A 21,049-nucleotide genomic window follows, 5' to 3' on the forward strand; every position below is an offset into this window, starting at 1 on the left:
CCAAGACTATCCCCAGCCCGTGACGATCACCGAATGGAAGGTGTCACGGAATGCGCATTCATCAGCTGCCACGCAGGGTCAGGTCGTTGAACAGCTCATGTCCGGTCGAGGTCAAGGGAAAGGTCTCGACCCTGTTGTTAACGGCCACGGCCGATACGGGGTGCGCAAGCGGAATGGCCGGCAGCATTTGCGAGATCCGATTGTTCAACGCCCGGTACGTGTTGGCCCGGGCGGCGTCGTCGGAGATTGCGGCCGCCCGATTGACGGCCGTGAACAGGCCCGTGTCCCGAATCCCGAATTCGGCGTTGGGGGAGCCCAGCAACGGGCCCAGGAAATTATCCGGATCCCGGAACCCGCCACTCCATCCCATCAGACTGAGGGCATGACGTGACTCCGGATCCGTCACCTTCTGCACGTAGTCGTCGTCCCAGTTCACGGCTACCGGGTCCACGGTGAACCCCACCCGCGTGAGCTGCGAGGAGATCATGGCAAATACCTGCTCGGGTTTTTGCAGGTACAACCGGGAGGTATTGCGCGGATAGTAAAAACTCAGCCGTTCGCCGTTGTACTTCGAGTCGGCGAGCAGGTCGCGAGCGCGTTGTGGGTTGAATCCTGGGACCTGTAGGTCATCACCATCCACGTTGAATCGCGCCGGGATGAACTGATCGGCCACGTTGGTGCCATTGGGGAACAGTTCGCGGGCAATGGCACCTCGGTCAATCGCCGCGGCGATCGCACGGCGAATCATCACGTCCTGGAGCAGCGGAAGACGCTGATTGATTCCCACGTAGGACACGGAATACGGGTCACGGAACAGCACCTGGGTGCCGCTGCGGGCCAGGGGAGCGAAATCGTCCAGGCCCACCTGGTCATAGGCATCCACCTGGCCGGACACGAGGGCCGCATACCGGACTTTGGAGTCCGGGACACTGCGGAACTCCACGCTGCCGAGGTGGCCCAGTTGCGCCCAGTAATCGGGATTCACGCTCAATCGAACCGTGGTGGCATCGGCGGAGTCGAAGCGAAACGGGCCGGTGCCCACGGGATGGCTGCGTGAGGCGTCGGCCGCGATGCTGTCGGGTGAGGCGAGACCGAACGACGGCTGGGTCAGCGCGTGGAGCAGCGGGCGGTACGGGTGGCGCAGCACGATCTTGACCGTGCGCTCGTCGACCACCTCGCAGCCGCCGTAACTGGACGGTGTGGACGGATCCGTGTTGCCGTGCCGGAACACCGTGGCGAAAGACGTTCTGGGCGCCCACGGCGCATCCGACTCGGCCTGCTCCCGCCACTTGTCGAAGTTCGCGCGCACGGCCTCAGCGTCCAGGGCGGCGCCGTCGTGAAACGAGATACCGCGCCGGAGGGTGAAGGTCACGGAGCGCTTGTCGCCGTCGACCTCCCAGGATTCGGCCAGACCCGGGAGCGGCTCCCCGGTCGAGGAATCCGCCCTGACCAGACCCTCGAGAACTTGAGCGGCGATCCGAGAAGTCTCCACCGAATTACTGATGGACGGATCCAATGTGGCGGGAGAGGCCGCCTGGGCGAAAACGAACGAGGCGTCGGGTGCAGCCGGGGAATCCTGTGACCGCGGCGTGGTGGCACCGCAACCTGTTTGCACCATTCCCAGCCCGGCCGCGGCCAGAAACCCGCGACGACCGAACTGGAATTCCGAGGTGCGCAACGAAGCAGATCCTTTCACCGACCGACAGCTGTTGACGGAGCTAACCGGGTTGGTGCGCAAGACGGGAATCGAACCCGCACGCCGTGAGGCACAGGAACCTAAATCCTGCGTGTCTACCAGTTCCACCACTCGCGCAGCTCGCACGGGCCTGCCCGGCGAACGAGAACCATGGTAACCGGACAATCGTGGTCGAACGTGCCGGGCACCCGCGTCGCAGTGCCCGGCCGCGTGCCACGACCCCGCCGTTCAGTCCAGGTGCAGGTCCCGGCGCAACTTGGCCACGTGGCCCTTTGCGCGAACGTTGTATTGCGCGAGTTCCACGACACCCTGGGCATCCACGACCACGGTGGAACGGATGAGACCCTCATACGTCTTGCCGTAGTTCTTCTTCTCGCCCCAGGCACCATAGGCTTCGGCCACGGCATGGTCCTGGTCCGAGAGCAGCGGGAACGTCAGTTCCTCCTTGTCGGTGAAGCGTTCCAGCGCGGCCGGGGCGTCGGGGGAAATTCCCAGCACCGCGAAGCCGTCTGACGTGAACCGCGCAAGGTTGTCACGAAAATCACACGCCTGCGTGGTGCAGCCCGGTGTGGCTGCTTTGGGGTAGAAGTACACGATCACTCGCTTGCCGCGGTAGTCCTGAAGGGAGACGTCGTGGCCATTCGCATCGTTGAGGGTGAACGCGGGTGCGGTGTCTCCGGCGGTTAACGTGGTTGTCACAGGGGGTTTCCTTCCGATGGGCAACAGGGGTCTCGTATCTAGGCCGGCCGCGCAAGGACATCTCGTGGCCAGGGGCCAGAGGTTGCAGCAGGCTCATGCGTAGGGTATCCGCTGGAAGAGGCGCCCTACATCACGACCCTTGCTTAATAAGTACCCTGATTAGAATCTGTCGGATTCATCCGCGGCGGGTATACTGGTGGGTATGTCTTATCGAAACCAGTGGCCCCCGAATCGCCTGCTGTCGACCGCAGCGCGACTGGTGGAACACGCATGGAACGAGAGCCTCGCGTCGCTGGGCATCACTCATGCAGGTGTAATGGCCCTGGATGTCCTGCAGGCCGAGGGCAGTATGACCCAGGCGCAACTTGCACACAAGGTTCGCGTTCAGGCTCAAACCATGGGCAAGACCTTGCATCGACTTGAGGTTCACGGGCACATCACCCGGTCCAAGAACGTTCGTGACCGTCGTTCCCATGTCGTGTCCATCTCCCCGGAGGGGGAAAGAGTCCTGGACACGGCGACCAAACTGGAAAATGATCTCCTGGGTGAGGGCACCCTGATGGATGATCATCTGCGGCGTTCGTTGGCCGAAATCATTTCCACCCTGGGCGGTGCCCGATGGAAATTGGAGGTTTCCAATGACGGTGTGGTGCGAGAGGACACGGAGAACTCCGTCAGCGAGGCGCAGTAACTCCTGCGGGCCGACCGACATCAACGCCACCTCAGCTGAGGTGGCGTTGATCTTTAACAGCAAGTTCCATTGCACAATAAAGAAGTTCGGCCGCATTTCAAGCAATGCGGCCGAACTCATAGGGTGCGCCCCCTGGGACTCGAACCCAGAACCCATTGATTAAGAGTCAATTGCTCTGCCAATTGAGCTAGGAGCGCCAGCGTCACCGGGAAAAATTTAGCACACGATCCGCTCCGTCCGGCAACGGCTCCGTGCGAGATTTCCCTGCGCAACGAGAGATAACTGTAGCACCGCCCGAGGATCTGTCCAATTCGGCAGGCGTGGCGCCGGACACGTCCGAAGAGGCCCTCGCACGTACCATGGAGCCATGACCTCTCAGTACCCCGTCGTGCCCCTGTCGGACTTGCGCGTGATCTCCCTGCCGGAGCAAAAGCTCTTCGATCAAATCAGTGCCGAACTTGATGACTTCACCTGTGTTCTGTGGGATCTCGAGGGTGAACCCGAGGGGTGCGCACGCGAAGACATCGACATCGCCGTGGCACCGTACTTCAGCGGTCGGTGGTTGGAGAATCCCGCCGTGGTCGAACACGTGAAACTCCTCCAGTTGCAGTCCACCGGTTACGACGGCGTGCCGGAGCGAATCGGCCCTGACGTGGCGTTGAGCTCCGCCGGCTGGGTGCACGCCGCGGGTACCGCGGAGATCGCGGTGGGTCTCATCATTGCCGCGCAGCGCAACATCGATCGCGCCATCCTGCAGCAGAAGGACGGTGTGTACAAGCGGTTCTTTTCCCGTGCGGTGGCGGATTCCCGGGTCACGGTGGCGGGAATCGGAGAAATCGGCTCGGCCGTCATCGACCGCCTGCGCCCGTTCGAGGTCAAGATCACTCGCGTGGCGTCGTCGGCGCGCGAGGACGAGCAGGGCCAGGTTCGCGGCGTGGCCGACTTGGATCAGATCCTGCCCGAGACCGACATTCTGGTGCTCGCGCTCCCGCTCACCGAGGCCACGGAGGGCCTGTTCGACGCGGCGGCCCTGCGGAAACTCCCCGACGACGCTCTGGTCGTCAACGTGGGGCGGGGGTCGTTGGTCGATACGGATGCTCTCACCGAGGAAGTGCTGCAGGGACGGCTACGCTGCGCCCTGGACGTGGTGGACCCGGAGCCGCTACCCGGCGATCACCCCCTCATGAGCGCCGCGGGATCCATCGTGCTCCCGCACGTGGGCGGATCCAATGTGTCCTACCGGCCCCGCGTGCGCGATCTGATTCTCCAGCAGGCCGAGCGCATCAGGGCCGGGCACGCGCCGCAATTCTTGGTGCAACCCGGGCGCCTCTACATCCCGCCCACCGGTGAGTAGTTCATAATGTGAGACATGATGTCCGAAGATTGACACAGGAGACGCGCGCTTCACTACAGTGGGTGTTATGCAGTTCGCACCGAGTGACGTCGTAGACCTTGGAGTCGTAGTTCTTATCGGACATCGGGCCTGAGGAACATACGCCGCGCGTGGACACAGGCCCGAACGCTCACGAAACCCGTGGCGTGAGGGCCTTTCCTTATGTACAACGATCCGCACCGGTTCACCGTCATCGGTCAGGGGATGGCCCGCCCGGCGTTCAGCACCAATAGCAGGTAAAGGAAATATCCACTATGAGTAAGGATCAGCCGATTTCACCGGCCGTGATGGCCCATCGGCGTGCCGAGAACACCTCAGCGTCATTGGTGGGCGCGGAATCGGAGCAGCATCCCGTGGCCACCGCGGTGGCCGGTGCTGAAGGCCCGGAGGAAATGACCGGCTCGCGGGCCATTATTCGCTCCCTCGAGCAGCTCGGGGTCACCGATGTCTTCGGTCTTCCGGGTGGCGCGATCCTTCCCACCTACGACCCCCTGATGGATGCGGAGAAGATCAACCACATCCTGGTGCGTCATGAACAGGGTGCGGGACACGCGGCGGAGGGCTACGCCCTGGCATCGGGTCGCACCGGTGTGTGCATTGTGACGTCCGGTCCGGGCGCGACCAACTTGGTCACCGCACTCGCGGACGCGAACATGGATTCGATCCCCATGGTGGCCATTACGGGTCAGGTCCACAGCGCTTTCATCGGAACCGATGCGTTCCAAGAGGCGGACATCGTGGGCATGACCATGCCCATCACCAAGCACTCCTACTTGGTGACAGACCCCCGGGACATTCCCCGCGTTCTGGCGGAGGCCTTCCACTTGGCCTCCACCGGACGCCCCGGCCCGGTCCTGGTGGACGTGTCCAAGGACGCCCAGGTCTCCACCATGACGTTCTCCTGGCCCCCGCAGTTGGATCTGGCGGGCTACCGCCCCGTGACGCGCGGTCATTCCAAGCAGATCAGGGAAGCGGCCCGTCTGATTGCTTCCGCCGAGCGTCCGGTGCTCTACACGGGCGGAGGCACCATGCGGGCCGACGCCGCTGCGGAGCTTCTCGAGCTCGCCGAGCTCACCGGGGCGCCCGTGGTCACCACGCTCACCGCTCGTGGCGTGTTCCCGGACTCCCACGAGTTGAACCTGGGTATGCCCGGTATGCACGGCACGGTCCCGGCCGTTTACGCATTGCAGCAGGCGGACCTCTTGGTGACCCTGGGTGCCCGGTTCGACGATCGGGTGACCGGTCAGTTGGACACCTTCGCCCCCAATGCCAAGGTGATCCACGCGGACATCGATCCCGCGGAGATCTCCAAGAACCGCACGGCGGACGTTCCGATCGTGGGTGACCTCAAGAGCGTGATCCCTGATCTCAGTGAGGCGGTGCGGCAAGAATTCGAGACGCGCGGGACGCCGGATCTGGGCACGTGGTGGACCACGCTGTCGAGCCTGCGCGAGACATACCCGCTCGGTTACAACCGCACCGATGACGGGCTGGGTAGCCCCCAGTACGTGATCGAACGCATCTCGGCGCTGACCGGGCCCGAAGCCGTCTACGTCTCCGGTGTGGGCCAGCACCAGATGTGGTCCGCGCAATTCGTCAACTACGAGCGCCCGCGGCAGTGGCTGAACTCTTCCGGCCTGGGCACCATGGGCTTTGCGGTTCCCGCAGCCATGGGCGCACAGGTGTCCCAGCCGGACCGCGTGGTGTGGGCCATTGACGGCGACGGCTGTTTCCAGATGACCAATCAGGAACTGGCCACGTGCGTGATCAACAACATCCCCATCAAGGTGGCCGTGATCAACAACTCCTCGTTGGGCATGGTGCGCCAGTGGCAGACCCTGTTCTACGACGGTCGCTACTCCAACACGGAGCTGGACACCGGCCACAATTCCCGTCGCGTGCCGGACTTCGTGAAGTTGGCCGAGGCCTACGGGTGCGCCGCGTTGCGGTGCGAAAACGATGATCAAGTGGATGACGTGATCAAGCAGGCCCTGGAGATCAACGACCGCCCCGTGGTGATCGACTTCGTGGTCTCTGCCGACGCCATGGTCTGGCCCATGGTTCCCTCGGGCGTTTCCAACGACCAGATCCAAATTGCCAAGAACCTGACTCCTGACTGGAACCCGGAGGACTAATCGATGAGCCGACACACTCTCTCCGTTCTGGTCGAGGACAAGCCCGGCGTGCTCACGCGCGTTGCCGGTTTGTTCGCGCGCCGTGCGTTCAACATCCACTCGCTGGCGGTGGGCCCCACCGAACTTCCGGGGATCTCACGGATCACCGTGGTGGTCGATGCGGACGGCGAACTGCTGGAGCAGGTCACCAAACAACTCAACAAGCTCATCAACGTCATCAAGATTGTTGAGCTCGCCCCGGAGTCCTCCGTGCAGCGTGACCACATCATGGTTAAGGTGCGTGCGGACGCGTCCACTCGTTTGCAGGTCACCCAGGCTGCAGATCTGTTCCGGGCCACCATCGTGGACGTCTCCACCGAATCCGTGATCATTGAATCCACGGGCGCGCGGGACAAGATCCACGCCCTGTTGGACGTGCTCGAACCCTTCGGCGTCCGCGAAATCGTGCGCGCCGGCACGCTGGCCCTGGGGCGCGGCCCCAAGTCCATGTCGGACCGCGCGCTGCGCCACTAGCACCACCACACCCTTGATCGGGTTTCGCTCGGGACGCGGTCCCCGATCCGAACAGCAGTCCCACCATCGAATGAGGAGATAGACAACCCCATGGCAAAGATCTACTACAACGACGATGCAGATCTGTCGATCATCCAGAACCGCTCCGTGGCCATCATCGGCTACGGCTCTCAGGGGCACGCCCACGCGCTGAACCTGCGTGATTCCGGCGTGGACGTCCGCATCGGCCTGGCCGAGGGTTCCAAGTCCCGTGCAAAGGCAGAGGCACACGGCCTGCGCGTGCTCACCGTGGCCGAGGCCGCCAAAGAAGCGGACGTGATCATGATCCTGACCCCGGATCAGGTCCAGGCCACGGTGTTCGAGGAGTCCATCAAGGACAACCTGGACGAGGGCGACGCGATCTTCTTCGCGCACGGGTTCAACATTCGTTTCGGGTACATCAAGGCCCCCGAGGGCGTCGACGTGGCCATGGTCGCACCCAAGGGACCCGGTCACACCGTACGCCGCGAGTTCGAAGCCGGCCGTGCCGTCCCCGACCTCGTGGCCGTCGAGGTGGACGCTTCCGGCAAGGCCCTGGAGCTGGCGCTGTCCTACGCCAAGGGCATCGGTGGCACCCGCGCCGGCGTCATCGAGACCACCTTCACGGAGGAGACCGAGTCCGACCTGTTCGGCGAGCAGGCCGTGCTGTGCGGTGGCATGTCCCACCTGGTGCAGCAGGGCTTCGAGGTTCTCACCGAGGCCGGCTACCAGCCGGAAATCGCCTACTTCGAGGTGCTCCACGAGCTCAAGCTGATCGTGGACCTCATGGTCGAGGGCGGTATTGCCAAGCAGCGCTGGTCCATTTCCGACACCGCCGAGTACGGCGACTACGTCTCCGGACCGCGCGTGGTCGATGCCCACGTCAAGGAGAACATGCAGGCCGTTCTGCAGGACATCCAGGACGGCACCTTTGCCAAGCGCTTCATGGAGGACCAGTCCAGCGGGGGCAAGGAGTTCAAGGAACTGCGTTCCAAGGAAGAGTCCCACCCCATCGAGGAGACCGGCCGCGAGCTGCGTTCTCTCTTCGCGTGGGAGCAGACCGATGAGGACTATACCGAGGGCACCGCCGCTCGCTGATCGGTTCTGATCCGGCATCCCCGTGGGGTGCCGTCCTTCGATCGCCGACGCCGCCGCGAGAGTTCACGAGAACTCTCACGGCGGCGTCGTGCTGTCCGAGGATGCGCGAGGCGGGAAAAGTACTGGACGGTCGCTAGAGTGGGGGGCGTGAGCGAGCAGATTCCCTACTACCTGACCACCGCGATTTCTTACCCCAACGGGTCCCCGCACATCGGGCACGCGTACGAGGCGATCGCCGCGGACACCATGGCGCGGTTCAAGCGCTTGGACGGCTTTGACGTGCGGTTCCAGACCGGCACTGACGAGCACGGCCAGAAGATGCAGCAGACCGCCGAGAAGCAGGGTGTGTCCCCGCGGGAACTCGCGGATCAGAACGCGTCCCAGTTCAAGCAGATGGACGACGAGTTGCAGGTCAGCTACGACAGGTTCATCCGCACCACGGACGAGGACCACTATGCCGCGAGCCAGGACATCTGGCGGCGGATGGAGGCCAACGGTGACATCTATCTGGACAAGTACGCCGGGTGGTATTCCGTGCGCGACGAGGCCTACTACGCCGAGGACGAGACCGAGGTCCGCGAGGACGGCCAGCGGTACTCGATCGGCACCGGCACCGAACTGACGTGGACCGAGGAGGAAAGCTACTTCTTCCGCCTCTCGGCCTACCAGGACAGGCTGCTGGAGCTCTACGAGACGGGCTTCGTGCAACCCGAGACCCGTTCCCATGAAATTGCATCTTTTGTGGGGGGTGGACTGCAGGACCTGTCGATCTCACGCACCACCTTCGACTGGGGTGTCCCCGTGCCGGGCAACCCGGATCACGTGATGTACGTGTGGGTGGACGCACTGACCAATTACCTCACCGGCTTGGGCTACCCGGACACGGAGGACACCAAGTTCCAGACGTACTGGCCCGCCGATCTGCACCTGATCGGCAAGGACATCGCCCGGTTCCACGCCGTGTACTGGCCGGCGTTCCTGCTGTCCGCCGGACTGGACCTGCCCAAACGCGTTTACGCCCACGGGTTCCTGTTCAACCAGGGCGAGAAGATGTCCAAGTCGGTGGGCAACGTGATCGACCCGCACTCGCTGATTTGCGAATACGGCCTGGACCAACTGCGCTTCTTCCTGCTGCGCGAGGTCCCGTTCGGCCAGGACGGCAATTACTCCCACGACTCGATTGCTGCGCGCATCAACTCGGACCTGGCCAACGACCTGGGCAACCTGGCCCAACGCAGCCTGTCCATGGTCGCCAAGAACCTCGGGGGAGTGGCCCCCGAACCCGGCGAGTTCACCGCCGAGGACCGGGCCATGCTCGCCGAGGCGAACGCCGTGGTGGACACGTTCCGCACCGCGTTCGACGCCCAGTCGTTCCACCGTGGGTTGGAAGCGGTCTGGCGCGTGATTGCCAACGCCAACCGCTACTTCACGGCGCAGGAGCCGTGGGTGTTGCGCAAGACGGACCCTGAGCGCATGGCCACCGTGTTGTACGTGACGGCGGAGGTGCTGCGGATCGTGGCGATCCTGGTGCAGCCGGTCATGCCGGACTCCATGGCCACGCTGCTGACTCAGCTGGGCCAGCCCGACGGTGCAGCCCGCCGATATGCGGCGATTCCCGATCGGTTGGTGCCCGGTACCGAGCTGCCCAAGCCGAGCGGCGTGTTCCCGCGCTATGAAGAGCCCGAGGTCCTCAAGTCCTGAGTGCCGGCGGTGGTGCGACGGCGGCGTCACGGGAGCGTGGCGGCGCCGTTGTTGCCTGTCTCGGTATTCGAGACACGTATTCACGTTGTGGAATCCCGAGGCCCGCCAGATCTAGGCTGGATTCATGAGCGAAGCATCGTTGAACGCAGCCACCACATACTCGATCGCCGTGATTCCCGGGGACGGAATCGGCCCCGAGGTCGTTGCAGAGGCGGTGAAAGTACTCGATGCCGTGACCGAGCCGGCCGGCGTCACCCTGGAAAAAACCCACTACCCGCTGGGAGCCGAGCATTGGTTGGCCACGGGTGAGGTTCTCAGTGACGACACCCTGGACAAGCTCCGCGGTCACGACGCCATCCTGTTCGGCGCGGTCGGGGCCGCCCCCAACGACACCCGTGTTCCCTCCGGAATCATCGAGCGTGACCTGCTGCTGAAACTGCGCTTCAGCTTCGACCACTACATCAACCTGCGCCCCGCCACCTTGTACCCGGGAACCACCAGCCCGTTGGCCGAGCCCGGGGACATTGATTTCGTGGTGGTTCGTGAAGGCACCGAGGGTCTCTACGCCGGCAACGGCGGCCGGGTCCGGCAGGGCACCGACCACGAGATCGCCACCGAGGTGTCGATCAACACCGCCCACGGTGTACGTCGCCTGGTCAAGTACGCGTTCGAGCTGGCGCGCAAACGCCCGCGCAAGAAGCTCACCCTGGTGCACAAGCACAATGTGCTCGTCAATGCGGGCCGACTGTACCAGGAGACCGTCAACGCGTACGCGGCGCAGTACCCGGACATCACCGTGGATTACCTGCACATCGACGCCGCCACCATCTTCTTGACCACCGAGCCCTCCCGCTTCGACGTGATCGTCACCGACAACCTGTTCGGCGACATCCTCACCGACCAGGCGGGGGCGGTGACCGGAGGTATCGGTCTGGCACCGTGCGGTAACATCAACGCAGATCGCACCGCGCCGTCCATGTTCGAACCCGTTCATGGTTCCGCACCGGACATTGCGGGCACCGCAACAGCGCAGCCGGTGGCTGCTATCCTTGCCGCCGCCATGATGCTGGACCACCTGGGCCACGAGGATCTCGCAGACCAGATCAACCAGGCAGTGCGCCGGGATCTCGAGACGCACGGCAACGAGAAGCGCAGCACCGATCAGGTGGGCGACCACATTGTGGCCGCCCTGAAAGCCGCCTGATTCCGAGCAGTCGAAGGAGAACACTCTTGAGCACCCAGTTCGTCCGTCAGCCCAATCCCCACCCGGCCACCGACGAGGTCCGCAGCGCCATCCTGGCCAACCCGGGTTTCGGCGTACATTTCACGGACAATATGATCTCCATCGACTGGACCGGTGACGTGGAAAAGGGCACCGGGCAGTGGGACAACCCTCGCCTGGAGGCCTACGGTCCGATGGCCCTGGATCCCTCCGCCGCCGTGTTCCACTACGGCCAGGAGATCTTCGAGGGGCTCAAGGCCTACCGTCACGAGGATGGCTCCGTGTGGAGCTTCCGCCCCGAGGCCAATGCGGCTCGACTGAACCGCTCGGCCGAGCGCCTCGCGTTGCCGGCACTGCCGGAAGACACGTTCGTGGACGCCGTGCGCGAGCTCGTGAGCACGGACGAGAAATGGGTGCCCTCCGGTGACGGTGAGTCCCTGTATCTGCGCCCCTTCATGATCGCCACGGAGCCGTTCCTCGGGGTGCGTCCGTCACGCCAGGCGCGGTTTTCCGTGATCGCCTCCCCGGCCGGAAACTACTTCGGTACGGTGGAACCCGTGGACATCTGGCTGTCCCGCAGCTACGCCCGCGCGGGTAAGGGCGGCACCGGTTCGGCCAAGTGCGGCGGCAACTACGCGGCGTCGTTGATTGCGCAAATGGAAGGCGACGCCCACGGCTGCAGCCAGGTGTTGTTCCTCGACCACGAACGCGACGACGCCATCGAGGAACTCGGTGGCATGAACGTGTTCTTCGTCTTCAAGAACGGCCGCGTGGTGACCCCGGAACTCACGGGAACCATCCTGGAGGGCGTCACCCGCCGCTCGATCATCGAACTGGCCAGGGAGCGCGGCCTGCAGGTCGAGGAACGTCGCTTCACGTTGGACGAATGGCGTGAGCGCAAAGCCTCGGGAGAGCTGACGGAGGTGTTCGCGTGCGGTACCGCAGCGGTGATCGCGCCCGTGCGTCGTTTGGTCAGTCACGACGAGGTCATTGGTAACGAAGACGACCAGCCGGGGGAGGTGACCTTGTCCCTGCGCCAGCAGCTGCTCGACATCCAGACCGGTCGCGCGGAGGACACTCACGGCTGGCTCACGCGACTGGCCTGATCGCTCACCGCTCAACGCGGCTCCGAGGTGGGCCGTGCTGTGTAGCCTTGGGGCATGCGCATTGCACGGTTCACCTTCGACAATGAAATTCACTTCGGCGTGGTTGCCGGGCCCGAGGGCCAGGAGAAGATCACGTACCTCTCGGGCGACCCCCTCTACGTGGGCGTGCAGCCCCTCGATCGCACGGTGGAGATCTCCGAGGTGCGGTTGCTGGCTCCGGTCATCCCGCGCTCCAAGATCGTGTGCGTGGGACGCAACTACGCGGACCACGCCGCCGAGATGGGCAATGACCTGCCCACCAGCCCGCTGCTGTTCTTCAAACCGAACACCTCGGTGTCCGGCCCCGGCGATCCGGTGACGTTGCCGTCCTGGACCGAGCAGGTCTCCTACGAGGCCGAACTCGCCGTGGTGATCGGGCGGATGTGCAAGGACGTACCCGTCGAGAGAGTGCCCGAGGTCGTGTTCGGCTACACCGGTGCCAACGATCTCACCGCGCGTGACGCTCAGAAGACGGACGGCCAGTGGGCCCGCGCCAAGGGGTTCGACGGCGCCTGCCCCCTGGGCCCGTGGGTCGAGACCGAGTTGGACGTCAGTTCGATCGGGGTGCAGTCCCGGGTCAACGGTGAACCGAAGCAGGACGGGAACACCTCGGACATGGTCTTCGACGTCCCCACGCTGGTCTCCTACGTGTCCCAGGCCTTCACGCTGCTGCCCGGTGACGTCATCCTCACGGGCACACCGGCCGGGGTGGGCATCGTGGACGAGGGTGACACCCTGGATGTGGACATCGAGGGGATCGGTCGTCTCACCACGGTGCTGCGCCGCTGAGCCGGTGGTGTCCCTTGAGCCTAGACTGGTCACATCATGACTGACCACGAAACTTCACTGCAGCCCACCGTTTCCGCCGACACCCCCGTGCGCGTGCGCTTCTGCCCGTCTCCCACGGGCACGCCTCACGTGGGCTTGATCCGCACCGCATTGTTCAACTGGGCCTGGGCTCGCCACACCGGCGGCACCATGGTGTTCCGGATCGAGGACACGGACGCCGCCCGCGACTCCGAGGAGAGCTTCGGCCAGATCCTCGACGCACTCGCCTGGTTGGGTATCGACTGGGACGAGGGAGTCAACGTGGGTGGCCCCCACGAGCCGTACCGCCAGTCCCAGCGCGGTGAGATCTACCAGGACGTGCTGGCCAAATTGGTGGAGTCCGGACACGTGTACGAGGACTTCTCCACCCCGGACGAGGTGGAAGCCCGTCACCGGGCCAAGGGGGAGGACCCCAAGCTCGGCTACGACAACTACGATCGCGACCTGACCGAGGAGCAGAAGCAGGCCTTCCGGGACGAGGGCCGCAAGCCCGTTCTGCGACTGCGGATGCCCAACGATGACATTACCTTCACCGACCTGGTGCGCGGTGAGATCTCCTTCAAGGCCGGGTCCGTGCCGGACTTCGTGGTGGCCCGCGCCAACGGTAAGCCGCTCTACACGCTGGTCAACCCCGTGGACGACGCCCTCATGGGTATCACCCAGGTGCTGCGCGGAGAGGATCTGCTGTCCTCGACCCCTCGCCAGATCGCCCTGTACCGCGCCCTCATGGACATCGGCGTGGCCGAGTTCATCCCCGAGTTCGGCCACCTGCCCTACGTGATGGGTGAAGGCAACAAGAAGCTGTCCAAGCGCGATCCCGAGTCCAATTTGTTCCACCACCGGGACAACGGGTTCATCCCCGAGGGACTGTTGAACTACCTGGCGCTGCTGGGTTGGTCACTGTCCGCGGACGAGGACATCTTCAGCGTGGACCAGCTCGTGGCGAATTTCGACATCCACAATGTTCTGGCCAATCCCGCGCGCTTCGACATCAAGAAGGCCACGGCCATCAACGGCACCCATATTCGCATGCTGGAGCCGCAGGACTTCCGCAACCGCTTGATTCCGTACCTGCGGTCGGCCGGCTTGACGGGGGAGACCCTCACGGACGAGCAGAACGCGATCCTGGACCAAGCGGCGCCTTTGGTCCAGGAACGCATGAACCTGCTGGGCGAGACCCCGGGACTGTTGGGCTTCCTGTTCCGTTCCGACGATCAGATCCAGATCGCCCCGGGCGCCCGGAAGCAGCTCAAGGACAGCGCCCCGCAGGTGCTGCAGGCCGCGGTCGAGGCGCTCGAACCATTGGACGATTTCACGGCGGAGCCCATTGAGGCCGCATTGCGCGAGGCCATTGTCGAGGGACTGGAGATCAAGCCCCGGCTGGCCTTCGGCCCGGTGCGCACCGCGGTGTCCGGTGAGCGCATTTCCCCGCCGCTCTTCGAGTCACTGGAAATCCTGGGCAAGGAATCGTCCCTGAACCGCATCAAGGCGCTCGCCTCCCAGCTCAGTTAGTGGCACCGTGCCCGGTTTGGCACCCGCGCGGCGATTGGGTATAGTTATTGCTCGTTGCGCGGGTGCGAGAGCCCCGGCACGACATTGGGATATGGTGTAATTGGCAACACAGCGGTTTCTGGTACCGTCGTTCTAGGTTCGAGTCCTGGTATCCCAGCGCTGATCATCCACTGATTCACCAGTGGATAAGATGCACCGAACGAGCAAGTTGGTGCAGGCGACATCTGATGTTACTGTTTAGTCCGTCGATTGAGCCTGATAGCTTCTCGATCACCTAGGGCCCCATCGTATAGCGGCCTAGTACGCCGCCCTCTCACGGCGGTAACGCGGGTTCGAATCCCGCTGGGGTCACGCACGTGACGAAACCCCGTCTCCCTCCGGAGGCGGGGTTTTTTCGTTCCCGCGGCCGGTGGTCTCGCACGTGACCGCTCACGCGTGCCGCCGCATCCTGCGTTCGTGTCGTGGGTGATGTAGCACTCGCCCCGAGCTGAAGGCTGGCACAATGGCGGCGTGAGCACCGACAACGCATCCGCCACTTCGCTGATCGACGCGCTCGAGCGGACCCGAGACCTCCTGAGCTCCACCACGTTGCCGCTGGCCACGGCCAGTGCGCCGCAGCAGCGAGAGACCGTGGGCCGGGCCGTCGCCCAGCTCGACGACTACGTGTTGCCGCGCGTCCGGTCCCTGGACGCCCCGTTGCTGGCGGTGGTCGGCGGATCCACCGGCGCGGGAAAATCTACGCTGGTCAACGCACTCGTGGGTCATCCCGTCACGCGTTCCGGTGCCATTCGGCCCACCACTCGCAGACCGCTGCTGATCCACCACCCCCACGACGCCGCCGCGTTCACGTCGCAGCGCGTCCTGCCGCATCTGGCTCGGGTGCGAGGCAAGCTCATGGACCCCACGGTCACGGCCCCGGCGCGGTCCGAGGGCGATCGCCCCGTGGAGGACACGGGTTCGTTGGTGCTGCTGGCGGACGAGAAGATTCCGCAGGGCCTGGCCGTGCTCGACGCACCGGACGTGGATTCCGTATCCGACGACAACCGCGCGCTCGCCGCCCAGTTGCTGTCCGCGGCGGACCTCTGGCTGTTCGTCACGACCGCCAATCGATACGCGGACGCGGTGCCGTGGCAATTGCTTCGTAACGCGGCCGGCCGCGATATCACCGTGGCCGTGGTGCTGGATCGTGTGCAGGCGGCGTCGGCGGAAGAAATCCAGGACGACCTGCGGCGGATGCTCAATCAAGAAGGGCTCGGGCACGCGCCCATCTTTGTGGTGGAGGAATCTCCGCTCAATGAGCTGGACATGCTGCCGCCGCCCGTGGTGGCCCCGTTGCGTGGCTGGCTCGAAGAGCTCGGGGCCGACGCCCAGGCGCGCTCGGACATCGCGGCACGCACGCTGGGCGGCGCCGTGCGCGAGCTCGCGGACACCACCGATCGAACCGCGGACGCGGTGGAGGGCCAGCAACGCACGGAAGACCACTTGCGCCGTGAGGTCACCACCGCCTTCGACGACGCCCTGGCCGCCATCATCGACTCCACCCGTGACGGCACGTTGCTGCGCGGGGAGGTCCTGGCCCGCTGGCAGGACTTCGTGGGCACCGGCGAGTTCTTCCGCAACCTCGAGGCCGGCATCGGGCGGATGCGCGACCGGATCACCGCGTTCTTCAAAGGTGAGCCCGCCCCGGAGGTCCAGGTCGAAGAAGCCATTGAAACCGGTCTGCAGGCCGTGATCGTGGAACACACCGCGCGCGCCTCGGAGTTGGCCGAGCGGCGCTGGCGTGATGAAACCTCGGGGCAGGTCCTGCTCGCGGGGCGGGATCTGTCCGCCCTGCCGGCGAACTATCCCGAAACCACCGCCGAGCACATCCGCTCGTGGCAGTCGGACGTCATGCTCATGATCCAACAGGAAGGCGCGGGTAAGCGCACGCAGGCCCGGGCCCTGTCCCTGGGGGTCAATGCCCTGGCCGTGATTCTGATGATCGGTGTGTTTTCCATGACCGGTGGTCTCACCGGTCTCGAGGTCGGCATTGCCGGTGGCTCCGGCGTGGTCGGTACCAAACTGCTCGAAGCGGTCTTCGGGGAGGACGCCGTCCGGCGAATGAGCCAGAAAGCGCGCGAGAACCTGGAAACCCGCATCAAGCACCTGCTGGATCAGCGCGCCAAGGCGTTCCTGGACCGTCTGGACGAACTGGGTGAGCACCCCACCGCGGGCGAGTTGCGGTCCGCGGCCCAGGACATTCGCACGGCCGGTGAGGCCCTGTGAAACGGCGCACCAAACACCTCGGGCTCACGCTGTCCGACCGGATCAAGGGTCTCGCCCAAGCCGCGGAACTGGCCGAGGGTCGTCTCGACCAGGACGCGGTGACGGCCGCCCGCCACGCCCTGGACCGTGCGGGGCAGCGGCGGGCGCTGTCCGCCGATCACACCGTGGTCGGTTTCTTCGGCGCCACAGGATCGGGAAAATCCACATTGTTCAACGCGGTGATCGGCCAGGATCTGGCGCGCACCGCGGCGCGCCGGCCCACCACGTCCCAGCCGCTGGCTGCGATCCGGGGAGAGGAGGGCAGCGAGGCCCTGCTCGACTGGCTCGACGTCAGCGACCGCCACGTGGTGGGCCCCGCCCTGAGCATCAGCACAGGCAAGGGCCGCAGAACGAGCACCACGAGTGGCGGCCTGATTCTGCTGGACCTGCCCGATTTCGACTCGGTCACGCGTGAGCACCGGGACATCGTGGAGCGCATGGTGGGCCTGGTGGACGTGGTCGTGTGGGTGGTGGACCCCCAGAAGTACGCCGACGCCGTGCTGCACCAGGATTTCGTGCAGCCACTGGCCCGGCACGGCGCGGTGACCATGGTGGTGCTGAACCAGGCCGACCGCCTGGCCCCCTCAGACCTGCCCCACGTGCTGGCCTCGCTGCGGGAGCTGCTCGCCCAGGACGGGTTGCCCACGTCCGGGCCCAGTACCCCCGTGGCGGTGTCCGCGTTGACCGGGGAGGGTGTGCCCGATCTGCGCGAGCGCATCCACGCCATCGCAGCACACCGGGCAGCCGCGGGGCAACGGCTCGAGGCGGACGTGATCCATGCCGGACACGTTCTCGCGGAGGCCGCCGGCGAGGGCGACCCCCGGGGCATCACACGCGAAGCGAGTGAGCAGCTCACCTCGGGCCTCGTGCGCGCCGCGGGAGTGGACCTCATTGCCGACGCCGCCGCACGCTCCTACCGCCTGCGCGCCGGCAAGCACACGGGCTGGATCGCAACACGCTGGCTCGCGAACTTCCGCAAGGATCCGCTCAAGCGCCTGCACATCGAAAGCCACGACAAGGGCTCTGACCCTTCGGTGCATCGCACGTCCCTGCCACCCATGAACGCCTCACAGAAGGCATCGGCGGACTCCGCCGTGCGCCATTACGCGGATGCGGTGTCCGAGGGTGCCGGGGCACCGTGGCGGCGCAGTGTGCGTGTGGCCGCTCGGTCCAACGACTCACGCCTCCCGGACGCCCTGGACCAGGCCGTGGCGCGCACCAAGTTCTCCGCACGATCCGCGTCCTGGTGGTGGATTCTTTTCGACGTGCTGCAGTGGATCGCCATGGCCATGACCGTGGTGGGACTGCTGTGGTTGTTGGGCTTGTTCGCGGCAGACTACTTCCAGATTCCGCTGCCCCCGCCGCCCACGGTCGAGGGATTCCCGCTCCCGGTGCCCACGCTCATGGTCATCACGGGCGTGGTGGTGGCGATCTTCCTGGCCATCACGGGCGGAGTCATCGCCTCCGTCGCCTCGCGCCTGCGGGCCTCCCGACTACGACGCCGCCTGGGCGAGTCGGTGCGCGAGACCGCACGAGAGCTCGTGGAGTCCCCGGTGGAGCGTGAACTGCAGGCCCACCGCAGGTTCGGCGAGTCCCTCACGGTGACCACCGCGCAGGTCCGCTAGCCGGTCAGGATCCACTCACGCGCACCGCCTCGGTGAGCTGGCGTGCCGCCTGCACGATCACTTCCGCGTGCTTTTGCCCCGGCTGCTTGGAGAGTCGTTCAATGGGGCCGGAAATGGACACGGCGGCAATCACGCGACCGGAAGGTCCGCGCACGGGAGCCGAGACCGAGGCGATGCCGGGTTCGCGCTCGCCGATGGACTGGGCCCAGCCGCGGCGTCGGACGCCGGCCAGGGTCGTGGCGGAGAACCGGGCGTGGGACAGCCCTTCGATCAGCCGGGCGTGGTCCTCCCACGCAATCAGGACCTGGGCGGCGGAACCCGCCCTCATGGACAGCTGGGTGCCCACGGGAATGGTGTCACGCAGCCCGATGGGCCGTTCCGCGGAGGCCACGCAGACCCGCCACTCGCCCTGCCGGCGGAACACCTGCGACGATTCGCCGGTGGCGTCACGCAACTGGAGCAGCACGGGCGCCGACGCCGAAATGAGCCGATCCTCACCGGCCGCGGAGGCGAGTTCGACCACGCGGGAGCCCAGGACGAACCTGCCCTGCACATCACGACCCACAAACCGGTGGTGAGCTAGTGCCACGGCCAGGCGATGCACGGTGGGACGCGCGAGCCCGGTGGCTTCCACAAGATCGGCCAGTGATGCGGGGCCGGCCTCCAGGGCGTCCAGGATCAGCGAGGCCTTGTCGATGACTCCCACACCGGACGGGGAGAAGGAGGACTCCCCGGGCATGCCGGCACCCGTTCCTCGACCGCCCAGCGGGGTTCCCAGGGGTGCACCGGTCGGATCCATCGCATCAATAATGTCCATGCTCTAAGATTGCCGTCTCACAATGCGAGAAGCAAGCGAGTACACTGGAACTCTTCGCCGGGTCCCGTGGACCATGGAGAAAACACGGTGCCGGGCAAACCACGCGCGGCGACTCGCGGCCGGTTCGCCGACGTAGCCATGACCAGGAGAGTTGAGATGTCACAAACCACCGGAATCCGCTCCGTTGCGCAGGATTCCAGCGCCACCGCGCGCACACTGGCCGAGAAGGTCTGGGCGGACCACCTGGTGCGCCAGGGGGAGAACGGTCAGCCGGATCTGATCTACATCGACCTCCACCTGGTTCACGAGGTCACCAGCCCCCAGGCCTTCGAGGGCCTGCGCCTGGCCGGGCGTGGTTTGCGCCGCCCCGATCTGACGATTGCCACCGAGGACCACAACACTCCCACCGAGGACATTTTCTCGACCATCAAGGACGAGACCTCCCGCAAACAAATCGACACCCTGCGGGCCAACTGCGAAGAGTTCGGCGTGCGCCTGCATTCCCTGGGAGACGCCGAACAGGGCATTGTGCACGTGGTGGGCCCGCAGCTGGGTCTGACCCAGCCGGGAATGACCGTGGTGTGCGGTGACTCCCACACCTCGACCCACGGTGCGTTCGGTGCCCTGGCCTTCGGTATCGGCACGTCCGAGGTCGAGCACGTCATGGCCACCCAGACCCTGTCGCTGGCGCCGTTCAAGACCATGGCCGTCACGGTGGAGGGCACCCTCAAACCGGGCGTGACCTCCAAGGACATCATTCTGGCCGTGATCGCCAAGATCGGCACCGGCGGCGGTCAGGGCTACGTGCTGGAGTACCGCGGTTCGGCCATCCGGTCGCTGTCCATGGAAGCGCGGATGACCATTTGCAACATGTCCATCGAGGCGGGGGCGCGCGCCGGCATGATCGCCCCGGACCAGACCACGTTCGATTACGTGCAGGGCCGCCCGCACGCCCCGCAGGGTGAGGACTGGGATGCGGCGGTCCAGTACTGGAACACTTTGCACACCGATGAGGGCGCGGAGTTCGACAACGAGGTGTTCATCAACGCGGACGAGCTGGAGCCGTTCGTCACCTGGGGCACCAACCCCGGCCAGGGTGTTCCGCTGTCCGAAGCCGTCCCGAACCCCGAGGACGCCGGGGACGACAACGCCAAGGATGCCGCGCGGCGTGCGCTGGACTACATGGGGTTGGAATCCGGTACTCCCATGAAGGACATCGCGGTGGACACCGTGTTCCTGGGCTCGTGCACCAACTCCCGTATCGAGGACCTGCGGATCGCCGCGGACATCGTGAAGGGACGCACCAAGGCCGAGAACGTGCGCATGATGGTGGTTCCCGGTTCCGCCAAGGTCCGACTGCAGGCCGAGGCGGAGGGTCTGGACCGGGTGTTCAAGGACTTCGGCGCGGACTGGCGCTTTGCCGGCTGCTCCATGTGCCTGGGCATGAACCCGGATCAATTGGCACCGGGGGAGCGCTGCGCCTCGACCTCCAACCGCAACTTCGAGGGCCGCCAGGGCAAGGGCGGCCGAACCCACCTGGTCTCACCAGTGGTTGCCGCGGCAACCGCGGTGCGCGGAACGCTCAGCTCGCCGTCCGATCTGGAATCCGCATCCGCACGCTAAGTCGTTCGCTGGTGCCCCGCCACAGCGGG

General features: G+C 65.3%; 16 protein-coding genes and 4 tRNA genes. 15 read left to right on the top strand and 5 right to left on the bottom strand.

Translation table 11 applies throughout. The annotated features are described in order from the left end of the window. Positions 1–61: 61 nt before the first annotated feature. The 3 genes from AC3ENJ_RS00445 to bcp form a co-directional block, all read right to left on the bottom strand. The gene (locus tag AC3ENJ_RS00445) at positions 62–1,678 is read right to left on the bottom strand and encodes an ABC transporter substrate-binding protein (RefSeq protein WP_431812701.1); all 1,617 of its coding nucleotides are present in this window, start codon (positions 1,676–1,678) and stop codon (positions 62–64) included. 50 nt (positions 1,679–1,728) lie between these two features. Beyond that, positions 1,729–1,813, bottom strand: a tRNA-Leu gene (locus AC3ENJ_RS00450). A 111-nt stretch (positions 1,814–1,924) separates the two neighbouring features. After that, on the bottom strand, positions 1,925–2,395 hold the full coding sequence (bcp, locus tag AC3ENJ_RS00455; RefSeq protein ID WP_190780158.1) for a thioredoxin-dependent thiol peroxidase: 471 nt from the start codon (positions 2,393–2,395) through the stop codon (positions 1,925–1,927). 202 nt (positions 2,396–2,597) lie between these two features. Here bcp and AC3ENJ_RS00460 point away from each other — a divergent pair, with 202 nt between their 5' ends. Next, the gene (locus AC3ENJ_RS00460; protein WP_190780159.1) at positions 2,598–3,086 is read left to right on the top strand and encodes a MarR family winged helix-turn-helix transcriptional regulator; all 489 of its coding nucleotides are present in this window, start codon (positions 2,598–2,600) and stop codon (positions 3,084–3,086) included. Positions 3,087–3,210: 124 nt separating this feature from the next. Here AC3ENJ_RS00460 and AC3ENJ_RS00465 read toward each other — a convergent pair. Further along, positions 3,211–3,283 (bottom strand) — tRNA-Lys (locus AC3ENJ_RS00465). 170 nt (positions 3,284–3,453) lie between these two features. Between AC3ENJ_RS00465 and AC3ENJ_RS00470 the strand changes: the two genes are divergently transcribed. The 13 genes from AC3ENJ_RS00470 (at position 3,454) to AC3ENJ_RS00530 (ending at position 18,580) form a co-directional block, all read left to right on the top strand. After that, positions 3,454–4,440, top strand: a complete 987-nt coding sequence (locus AC3ENJ_RS00470) for an NAD(P)-dependent oxidoreductase (protein WP_431812702.1) — start codon at positions 3,454–3,456, stop codon at positions 4,438–4,440. 293 nt (positions 4,441–4,733) lie between these two features. Then, positions 4,734–6,614 carry an acetolactate synthase large subunit gene (locus AC3ENJ_RS00475; RefSeq protein ID WP_431812703.1) on the top strand — a complete coding sequence of 627 codons (1,881 nt, stop codon included), beginning with the start codon at positions 4,734–4,736 and terminating at the stop codon, positions 6,612–6,614. Between the two features lie 3 nt (positions 6,615–6,617). Beyond that, the gene (gene ilvN / locus AC3ENJ_RS00480; RefSeq protein WP_190780162.1) at positions 6,618–7,127 is read left to right on the top strand and encodes an acetolactate synthase small subunit; all 510 of its coding nucleotides are present in this window, start codon (positions 6,618–6,620) and stop codon (positions 7,125–7,127) included. A gap of 90 nt (positions 7,128–7,217) precedes the next feature. After that, positions 7,218–8,243 (top strand): ketol-acid reductoisomerase, encoded by a 1,026-nt coding sequence (ilvC, locus tag AC3ENJ_RS00485; protein ID WP_190780163.1) that lies wholly within the window; start codon positions 7,218–7,220, stop codon positions 8,241–8,243. A gap of 147 nt (positions 8,244–8,390) precedes the next feature. Continuing rightward, positions 8,391–9,944, top strand: a complete 1,554-nt coding sequence (metG, locus tag AC3ENJ_RS00490) for a methionine--tRNA ligase (protein WP_431812704.1) — start codon at positions 8,391–8,393, stop codon at positions 9,942–9,944. Between the two features lie 124 nt (positions 9,945–10,068). Continuing rightward, on the top strand, positions 10,069–11,148 hold the full coding sequence (locus tag AC3ENJ_RS00495; RefSeq protein ID WP_190780165.1) for a 3-isopropylmalate dehydrogenase: 1,080 nt from the start codon (positions 10,069–10,071) through the stop codon (positions 11,146–11,148). 26 nt (positions 11,149–11,174) lie between these two features. Then, positions 11,175–12,272 carry a branched-chain amino acid aminotransferase gene (locus AC3ENJ_RS00500; protein WP_190780166.1) on the top strand — a complete coding sequence of 366 codons (1,098 nt, stop codon included), beginning with the start codon at positions 11,175–11,177 and terminating at the stop codon, positions 12,270–12,272. Positions 12,273–12,326: 54 nt separating this feature from the next. Next, positions 12,327–13,100 carry a fumarylacetoacetate hydrolase family protein gene (locus AC3ENJ_RS00505; RefSeq protein WP_190780167.1) on the top strand — a complete coding sequence of 258 codons (774 nt, stop codon included), beginning with the start codon at positions 12,327–12,329 and terminating at the stop codon, positions 13,098–13,100. 36 nt (positions 13,101–13,136) lie between these two features. Further along, positions 13,137–14,651 (top strand): glutamate--tRNA ligase, encoded by a 1,515-nt coding sequence (gene gltX, locus AC3ENJ_RS00510; RefSeq protein ID WP_431812705.1) that lies wholly within the window; start codon positions 13,137–13,139, stop codon positions 14,649–14,651. Positions 14,652–14,736: 85 nt separating this feature from the next. Further along, positions 14,737–14,808, top strand: a tRNA-Gln gene (locus AC3ENJ_RS00515). Positions 14,809–14,929: 121 nt separating this feature from the next. Next, positions 14,930–15,002 (top strand) — tRNA-Glu (locus AC3ENJ_RS00520). Positions 15,003–15,161: 159 nt separating this feature from the next. Next, positions 15,162–16,916, top strand: coding sequence for a dynamin family protein (locus AC3ENJ_RS00525; protein ID WP_431812706.1), 1,755 nt, complete (start codon positions 15,162–15,164; stop codon positions 16,914–16,916). Then, a complete protein-coding gene (locus tag AC3ENJ_RS00530; RefSeq protein ID WP_431812707.1) occupies positions 16,913–18,580 on the top strand; it encodes a GTPase in 1,668 nt (555 codons plus the stop codon). Before AC3ENJ_RS00525 ends, AC3ENJ_RS00530 begins: the two co-directional genes overlap by 4 nt. Before the next feature lie 4 nt (positions 18,581–18,584). Here AC3ENJ_RS00530 and AC3ENJ_RS00535 read toward each other — a convergent pair whose 3' ends face one another. Then, on the bottom strand, positions 18,585–19,397 hold the full coding sequence (locus AC3ENJ_RS00535) for an IclR family transcriptional regulator (RefSeq protein WP_431812708.1): 813 nt from the start codon (positions 19,395–19,397) through the stop codon (positions 18,585–18,587). 156 nt (positions 19,398–19,553) lie between these two features. On the opposite strand from AC3ENJ_RS00535, the gene leuC reads away from it, so the two are divergent. Next, entirely contained in the window at positions 19,554–21,020 is a 1,467-nt protein-coding gene (gene leuC, locus AC3ENJ_RS00540) for a 3-isopropylmalate dehydratase large subunit (protein ID WP_431812709.1), read from the top strand. The last annotated feature ends 29 nt before the right edge of the window (positions 21,021–21,049 follow it).

Source organism: Kocuria sp. cx-455 (assembly GCF_057707085.1).